The sequence below is a fragment of the Stieleria sp. genome (genome assembly GCF_041595215.1).
GTDB lineage: Bacteria > Planctomycetota > Planctomycetia > Pirellulales > Pirellulaceae > Stieleria > Stieleria magnilauensis.
The window spans coordinates 1-8894 of sequence record NZ_JBFHKV010000262.1; the positions used below are offsets into that span (position 1 = coordinate 1).

5 protein-coding genes are annotated in these 8894 nt (G+C 59.5%); 4 read left to right on the forward strand and 1 reads right to left on the reverse strand.

The window, feature by feature from the left end; translation table 11 throughout:
* Positions 1 to 84: 84 nt before the first annotated feature.
* The 3 genes from ABX749_RS12230 (at position 85) to ABX749_RS12240 (ending at position 3932) form a co-directional block, all read left to right on the forward strand.
* Positions 85 to 945 carry a folate-binding protein YgfZ gene (locus ABX749_RS12230; RefSeq protein WP_372896234.1) on the forward strand — a complete coding sequence of 287 codons (861 nt, stop codon included), beginning with the start codon at positions 85 to 87 and terminating at the stop codon, positions 943 to 945.
* 93 nt (positions 946 to 1038) lie between these two features.
* Complete coding sequence (locus ABX749_RS12235; protein ID WP_372896235.1) at positions 1039 to 1932, forward strand: DUF58 domain-containing protein; 894 nt, start codon at positions 1039 to 1041, stop codon at positions 1930 to 1932.
* Entirely contained in the window at positions 1929 to 3932 is a 2004-nt protein-coding gene (locus tag ABX749_RS12240) for a BatA and WFA domain-containing protein (protein ID WP_372896236.1), read from the forward strand. Before ABX749_RS12235 ends, ABX749_RS12240 begins: the two co-directional genes overlap by 4 nt.
* Positions 3933 to 4009: 77 nt before the next feature.
* Here the strand turns inward: ABX749_RS12240 and ABX749_RS12245 are convergent, their stop codons facing one another.
* The gene (locus ABX749_RS12245) at positions 4010 to 5779 is read right to left on the reverse strand and encodes a SulP family inorganic anion transporter (protein ID WP_372896237.1); all 1770 of its coding nucleotides are present in this window, start codon (positions 5777 to 5779) and stop codon (positions 4010 to 4012) included.
* A 526-nt stretch (positions 5780 to 6305) separates the two neighbouring features.
* On the opposite strand from ABX749_RS12245, the gene ABX749_RS12250 reads away from it, so the two are divergent.
* On the forward strand, positions 6306 to 8684 hold the full coding sequence (locus ABX749_RS12250; protein WP_372896238.1) for a hypothetical protein: 2379 nt from the start codon (positions 6306 to 6308) through the stop codon (positions 8682 to 8684).
* Positions 8685 to 8894: the final 210 nt, after the last annotated feature.

The window sequence follows — 8894 nt, forward strand, 5'->3', positions numbered from 1 at the left end:
ACACGCTGCGGAGCAGCGAGCACGTGCGGCTGAAGCCTGCACACCAGCGCATTGTGAATCCCTTTCTAACTCTCCCTATCATTCATGTCAGCTGTCTTTCGACTTTCTGCGGCAACCGTTCTGGATCTCGTCGGTAATGACGCCACAGCCATTTTGAACAACCTGACGACCAACGACGTCAAGTCGTTGCAGATCGGTTGCGGCTGCGAAACATTCCTGACCGACGTGCGTGGCAAAATGGTGGCACACGTCGTTGCCTTTCGCACCCCCGACGGCTACCGCCTGATCGGCGCAAACGGACAGGCCGATGCAATCGTAGCGCACGCGGATCGTTACACGATTCGCGAGGATGCGACGCCCGTCGACCATTCCTCCGAGTACACCGTGTTTGTCCTCGCCCCCGACGCACCGCTGACGCTGCGAGAAGAAACGGATTGGGGGGAATCCAACGCCGCGTGTTACGACGTGGATTGGCTCGGTGACCAAACCAGGGTGCTGGTCACGGAAACGCCGGGCGCGGTCGAGCAAGTCATTCGCTCGACCGGCGAAATGGCGGCGGACGATGACGAGTTTCATCATGCCCGCACGCTGGCCGGGTACCCGTGGTTCGGCGTCGATCTGTCGGAAAAGAATCTGCCCCAAGAAGCTTCACGCATCAAGCAATCGATTTCCTTCACCAAGGGCTGTTACCTGGGACAAGAAACGGTCGCCCGATTGGACGCGTTGGGCCAGGTTCAGAAACAGTTGGTGCGCTGGCGCACCTCGGGAACGATCCCGGCGGCGGGCAGCGAAGTCAGCGCCGACGGAAAGGTTGTCGGACGATTGACCAGTGTTGCCCCGACCGGCGATGACACGGCAGTCGCGATCGGGATCGCGCGTCGCTCGCATTTCGAGCCCGACACGACCGCCCAAGGCGACGGATTTACCGCGACGGTGATCGGGTAGAAAGTGGCCTAGTGCTTCAACCCTAACGGTCAAGAGTTTCGTTCTTCCCGAACGACGCCGAAAGTCTCGGCAACTTCCGCTACACTAGCGGTCATGAGTGCCACCACCGAATCGATTCCATTGCTCTCGCCCGATCTGCTCGCCAAACTGGAACGTTTGGAGCTCGTTTCACGCAAGGTGTTTCGGGGGCGAATGAAGGGCGAACGCCGCAGCAAACGCAAAGGGCAGAGCGTCGAATTTGCCGACTTTCGCAACTACGTCGCCGGCGACGATCTGCGGTTGATCGACTGGAATTTGTACGCCCGTCTGGACCAATTGTTCCTGAAGCTGTTTCAGGAAGAAGAAGACTTGCACGTCTATGCGTTGATCGATTGCAGCGAGTCGATGAACTTCGGCACACCGACGAAATACCACGTCGCCAAACAGATGGCCGCCGCCCTGGGCTACATCGGCCTCTGTCGCGCCGACCGGGTCAGCGTCCAAGCACTCGGTGACCAGGGGCGTCGTGCACCGGTACTGCGCGGCCGCAGCGGTTTGTGGAAAATGCTGCAGTATCTGGAGAGCCTGGAAAGTGGCGACAACGTTTCGCTGCACGACGCGGTCAAAGATTTTTCATTGCGCAATTCAGGCACCGGCGTCGTCGTCTTGATCACCGACCTGATGGACAAATCGGGTTACGAAGCGGCCTTGAGGATGCTGGTCGGTCGCCGGATGGACGTTTACGTGATGCATATCTTGTCACCCGAAGAAATCGATCCGCCGATTCGAGGAGATCGACGCTTGATCGATTCCGAAGACGGCGACGAAACCGAGATCACGATCAACAACTACGTGCTGGAGCGATACAAGTTGACGTTGCAATCGTTTCTCAGCAGCGTCAAGCATTTTTGTTCGCGACGCAGCATCGCCTACCTGCCCGTTCGAACGGACCAGCCGGTCGACGATGTCATGACCCGCTACCTCCGTAAACGAGGCGTCGTGCGATGAATTGGATCTCGACGCTTTTGCCGTGGCAGTGGGCGCTGTTTGCCGCGGTGCCGATCGGAATCATCCTGCTTTATTTTTTGAAGCTGCGACGTGAACCGGTCGAGATACCCAGCACCTATCTGTGGTCCCGGACGGTCGAAGACTTGCATGTGAACAGTCTGTTCCAGCGGATTCGACAGAACCTGTTGCTGTTCTTGCAACTGCTCGCGGTGGTCTTGGCGGCGTTTGCCCTGTTGCGTCCCGGCGTGCAAGGCGAAGCGACCAGCCAGGGCAGAAAGGTGTTTCTATTGGACGCATCGGCCAGCATGATGGCGACCGATGCGGGCGAAGAGAGAAACCGCTTCGAATTGGCTCGTAAAATGATCCGCGAGCAAATCGACGCGATGCAGGAACGCGAGACCGCCATGTTGGTCACGTTCAGCGATCGCGCCGAGGTGCTGCAATCGTTTACCAGCGATCGCGGGCGTTTGCGGTCGGCATTGGAACGGGCTCAAGTGACCAACCGTCCGACGGACATCATCGGTGCACTCGAAGCCGCCGACGGCTTGGCCAATCCACGTCGCAGCAGTACCACCGGCGACGAAAACGACGTCCAGGTCGCCGATCCGATGCCGGCGGATTTGCTGATTTACAGCGATGGCGGGTTTCGAGACGTCAGTGATTTTAATGTCGGCAACCTCGTTCCGACGTATTTAAAAGTCGGCTCCGATCAATCCCGCAATGTCGCCATCACGGCGTTCAGCGCGGATCGCAACGTCGAAAAACCGGGCGACGCCCAAGCGTTCGCGACGATCGTCAACTTCGGAACCGGCGCAGAAACCTTCAACATCTCGCTGTACGTCGACGGCGCCTGGCGTGAATCCGAATCATTGACCCTCGCCCCCGGTGAAGAATCCGGATTGACGTTCTCGCTGGCCGGACAAGAGGACGCCGCTTCACTGGAAATGCGACTCGAATCCCCCGGTTCCGGAGCGTCGCGAGATCAACTGTTTGATGACGATTTGACGATCGACAACTTTGCCTACGCAGGCTTGCGCCCGTTGAGAACCGTGTCAGTGCTCGTCGTGACCGATGGCAACAAACCGCTGGAGATCGGGTTGACGACCGAGAGTGCGGCGAAGATTTGCATCGCGGATTTCCAGTCGCCAAGTTATCTCGAGACGCCGGAGTACCAGGCGCGGGCGGAAGCGGGCCTGGACGATTTGATCCTCTACGATCGCTGTCGTCCAAAGAATCTGCCGTCCACCAATACGTTTTTCGTCGGAGCCCTGCCGAGCGATGAGTGGTCCTGGGCAAGCGAACCCGGCCAAACGATCCTGGTCGATGTCGATCGCACGCATCCGATGATGCAGTATCTGGAACTGTTCTCGTTGCTGATTTTTGAAGGCCGATCCGTCAAAGGCCCGACCGGTACTCGCGAATTGGTCGGCGCCGACAATGGAACCGTACTCGCGCTGGCACCGCGCGATGGCTACCAGGATCTGGTCCTGGGGTTTGAGATCGTCACGACCGGCGAAGACGGCACACCGCAAACCAACACGAACTGGTACGCCGAACGCTCCTGGCCGGTTTTTCTGTTGAACGTCCTACGACACCTCGCCGGTGCGGCCGATGCGACTGCCGCACCGTCATTCTTGCCCGGCGACACGGTCCGGTTGCGAGTGGAGAGCCAGATCGAAGCGGTCGATATCGCGCGTGGCAGCGGGACTCCGGAATCGATCCGAACGGGAAACTCCGGCAGCGTGGAATTCGTTGATTCCGAGATGCCGGGGTCTTACCGGGTGACGGCGGGAGAGAAACTGGTGGACCTGTTCAGCATCAACTTGTTCAGCCGGCTGGAAAGTCAAATTCAACCGCGCGAGACGTTTGAACTGGGGTACGAGACCATTGAAACCGCCGGGATGATCGAGACCCGCAAGGAGTATTGGCGTTGGCTCTTGGGTGCCGTCCTGTTGATCCTGGCCGTCGAATGGTGGCTGTACAATCGACGCATCGCGTAGTGCGTCGCTGCCTCGAAGCTGGTGGCATCACCGGTAGGTGATGCTGTGCATCACACATCCGCCACGCCCAGCGTGCCTTAGCCCAACCGGTCGGTTGCGACGTGGTATTGGGGATCTTCGGACAGATTGACTTCGACCAGATCGCCCGCCTTGTCTAGCAATCCGCGGCATTCATCACTGAGATGGGTCAGGTGCAACCGCTTGCCGGCCGATTCATACTTTTCGGCCAACACGTTGATCGCTTCCAGACCGGATTGGTCATAGACCCGGGTGTAGTAGAAATCGATCACGACATCGTCGGGGTCCTTGTGAACATCGAACAGCTCTTTGAACGAAGTTGCCGAGGCGAAGAACAGCGGGCCGTGGAGTTGGTAGATCTTGCTGCCATATTCGTTGATCGTGGTTTCCGCACCGAGGTGGGTGGCGTGCGTCCAGGCGAACACACATGCCGACACGATCACGCCCAAGATGACGGCGGTTGCCAGGTCGTGCATGATGACGGTGTAGCCGGCGACCAACACCATGACGGCGAAGTCGGCCCGCGGAACACGGCGAAGCATCTTCAGCGATGCCCACTCGAACGTTCCGATGACGACCATGAACATCACGCCGACGAGGGCGGCCATCGGGATCTGTTCGATCCACGGGGCGAGAAACAGAATGAACGCCAGCAGGCAGATCGCCGCGGTGATCCCGCTCAGTCGGCCGCGTCCGCCGGAATTCACGTTGATCAGCGATTGGCCGATCATCGCACAACCGCCCATCCCGCCAAACAGACCACAAATAATATTGGCAGCGCCTTGGCCGACGCATTCACGGTTCCCACGGCCTCGCGTCTCCGTGATCTCATCGATCAACGTCAACGTCATCAGCGATTCGATCAATCCGACGCCCGCCAGAGTCAACGAGAACGGCAAGATGATCCACAGCGTTTCCATCGTCATCGGCGGAACGGTGTATTGCAAAAAGAACGGCATCGGCAGCCCACCGCTGATCGATGACTCTTCTTCGCTACCGGTCGGCTCGACTTCGGAAGCGTCGGTCGCAGGATCGCGAACGACAGGGCCGACGACTTCATCATTCTTGTAGCTGACCTGGCGGAATTCGGCCAACAGCGCATCGGACGCAACATGGGTCGGATCGTTCTGTCGGGCCTCGGTGATCTGGCTGGCCTTGAAATTTGTTTTCAGCATGTCGCCGACCGTGGCGACCGCGTTGGGCGTGATTTCATCGCCAGAAATGACGCCGCTTCGGTTGATGGCGACCGACAAAAACGTCACCGACAGAATTGCCACCAGCGATGCCGGCAGGGCACGCGTCAGCTTCGGCAGCAGATAGATGATCAGCATCGTGATCACGACCAACCCGAGCATCACGTATAGCCGAGGCCCTGTCAGATAGACCAGGTTTCCGGTCGACAGGTCCAGCGTTTTAAAGCTGCCCAGCTGAGCCATCCCGATCACGATCGCCAAGCCATTGACGAATCCGAGCATGACCGAATGGGGCACCATGCGAATCAATTTTCCCAGACGGGCGATGCCGACGGTGATTTGAAAGATGCCGCACAAGATGACGGCGGGAAACAGATATTCCACGCCATGCATCGCGACCAAAGCCACCACCACGACGGCCATCGCGCCGGTGGCGCCGGAGATCATTCCCGGTCGTCCGCCGAATGCGGCCGTGATCAAGCCGATGAAAAATGCCGAATACAAACCGATCAGGGGGGAGACACCAGCAACAAAGGCAAATGCAACAGCCTCGGGGACCAGCGCCAACGCGACAGTCAAGCCGGAAAGAAGATCGTCTTTAGCGTTCGCAGTTCCGGCACGGAAAAAATTCAGCATTCAAGCAGTCAGGGCAGAGAAAGGGCGATCAAAAAAAGAAACAACCGCGAATCCTACTTTCCATCGCCACGCGGTCAAGAAAGGATGAAGCGCAGCGCGCGTGTCCAAAAAATGACCGAATCATCACATTCGTTGGTGAGGTGAAAATCCGCCACCTACTCGCTACGCTAGGTCGGTGCCCGACGTCGCAAACAGCTCCCCCGTGCGACTCGACGCAACTAAAAAAGTGAAAAAATATTTCGACGCCCTCTTCAACCTCATCCAAATGCTCGCTCCCATGCGACCACGACCGCCCCACCCGAACGTGATCGCAGCGCCGCCCCGGAAGGTTTGCCAGGTGTTCGATGCACGTCGCGGATGGCGCTGGGTCAATGCCACTTGCTTTGGCGCCAAGCGGGGGACTTTTGTTAGCGGCAGGGCGCGAGCCCTCCGGTCTTTCAGGTTCAAACCGGACGGCTCGCGCCGTTCCGCTAATGCATTTAGTGCCAAAGCAAGTGGCATTGGGCGTTGGGCGGTGTGCATCATCGTGTTCGGCATCACATCGCCGTTCTGCCTGGCCGGCGTTCGTACGACCGACGATACCGCCAACGATCTGGTCCAAGCCTTGACCGCGTCCGGCCGCTTGAACGATGCCGAGTGGGTTTGCCGAAACCAGCTCGGTCGTCATCCCGAAGGCTTGCTGCTACACGCCAAATGGTCGGCACGGTTGGCCCATGTGCTTGCCGAACGGAACGCCGCCTCGATCTTCGACGGGAAGATTGCCGACCTTTCTCAGCGGATTGATCCCGCGATCGATTCGGCGTGTCAGCCGATCGTGGTGCTGCTTTCCAGTGATCCAGAGTCGCCGTCGGTCGTTTTTCTCCATGCCACCCAATTGGCCATTCGGCAACGTATCTTGGGGGCGGCCATTGTCGCCGCGTCGGTCTCGCCCCCCGATCCAACCCTCACGAACGAATTGTTGAGCAAGTTCTCGCGTTTGCAATACGACGTGAACGAATTGCAGGAAACGGCACGCCAAGAGTGGAGCAAGCGAACCGCCGAGTCCCCACGTGGGACGCAGCCTCCGGTCCGAATTGCCGCCGATCAATACCAGCGATTACTGCAAGAACTGTCGCTTCAACGTGTTTCGATCGCGCTGCTGCAAAGCGAACTGTTCCCCAGAGATTCCGATGACTATCGAGCTGCCGCCGCCGATGCAGCGGTGGTGGCGGAGGACGCGATGCTGGCGTTACCCGATGGTTCCGAAGCCAAGCGTGTTGCCAGGGCGTTGCGTGCCGAGTCGCTGTTGCGTAGCGGCGATGTCGCGACCGCCGGCGAAATCATCACCGCCGCGGGGGCTTCGTCGGCGACAAACGATTCAGCGCGATGGATCGCGTTGCGGGTTCGTTTGGAACTCGCCAGGGGCGACACTTCAACCGCCCGCGCGATCTGTGATGCCTATTACCAATCCACAGGTTCAGACGAGGCGGATCCGGAGCGTCTGGAGGTGGATTTTGCAAAACTGGATCTGTTGTTGGCGGACGCGAAAGACGATGGCGAAGTGGCCCGCTGGATCGATCAGATCGAGCGTCGCGGCGGCGCGTTTGCACGGCGACGAGCTGAATCGATTGCCATCGCCCTGCTTCGGTCCACCGCGTCGCCGACCGAGATGACTGACCGCCGCCGGCTCAGCCCCGCACTGATCGCCGCCCAAGGCGAAGACTGGTTGCGACGCAATGACCCGCGACAGGCGGCGGGATTGTTGCGAGAAGCCGCGCTGGCCGAACCGGTGTCCGAAGCGGCGTTTCAATACGCAGCCAAGAGCGCCGCCGCGGCCATCGCAGCAAAGGATTCGCAGCAGGCGATTGAGGTGTTGCGGCAAACGGCTCGCAAGCATGCGGTCCACGACCACGCGAATCAATTGACGATGCAGGCGGCACTGTTGGCGTCGAAGCCGTTTGCCGGAGCCGACGATCCGAAACGCCGCCTGACGTTGCTGGAAGACCTGTTGAAAGAAGTCTCGCAAACCTGGCCGAGCAGCGAAGCGGCGATCAAGGCCAACGAATGGCTGTGCCGGATCTTGGTGCAATCGGGACGCCAGGAACAGGCCGCTCGCGACGCATTGGAACTGTTGACGCTCGGTCAACGCGTCGATCAAGTCGAACCCACCCTGACGTTATGGTTTGAATACCTGTCGGCGCTCGAACTGGACCAAGCCACCAACGAACTCGACTCGCTCGCGGCCACGCTGGGTGAACTCGCCGCCGAAAACGATGCGTTTGTGGATCCGGTGCATCGAGCGGCGATTCTGTTTTTCGATCGTCCGCAGATGGCGTTCGATACCACAACATTAACCGGCGCGGATCCGTCAACGGAATTCTTAAGACGGTTGGAACGATTCCGTGCCAGCGGCGGGGGTGGCGGGGGAACGATTGCGACCGACGGGGTGGACGAGACGATGCTGTTGCGCGCACGCTGGCGACTTCAGCGCGACGCCATTCTCGACGCGGCGACACAACACGCCATCGGATCCGTGTTACTGGGCTGGCCCGATTCATCCGAGTGGCAAACGGCAACGGCGCGGTTTTGGAACGCTCGGGATGAAGCCTCCATCACCGCGATCATGCGGCTATCACTTTCCGGCGACCCGACGAAGCCCCAGTCGTTGCGTCGCGGCATGCGATTGCTCGCCGGCAGCGATTCCCAAGCCGCCAAGCGTGCAGCGATCGAACTGGCCGACCGGCTGGCTGCGACGATGAAGATTGGGGAGAACGGCTGGTATGAAGCAAAGCTGCAAGCGATCAAGTGGCTGGACCAGATCGGCGATCAGCAGCAAGCGCGCAAGCGAGCCCAATACGTGCTGCTGTTGCACCGCCCCGGCGAGGAAGCAACACGCAAGCGATTCGAAGCGTTTGCAAAAGACTGAGCACGTCACCAACGTGCGCTGGTGTGCGGGCTTCAGCCGCCCGTCTTGCTGCTTCGCAGCGCGTGGGGATGCACCTGAAGGCTGGACACCAACGTGCGCGACGTCATTCTCCAAGCTGCTTCCGCAACGCCTTCATTCCCCGATGCAACAGCCCCGCGACGGCGCCGGTCGATTTCCCCAGTTCCGCCGCCACTTCACTTAACTTCATGC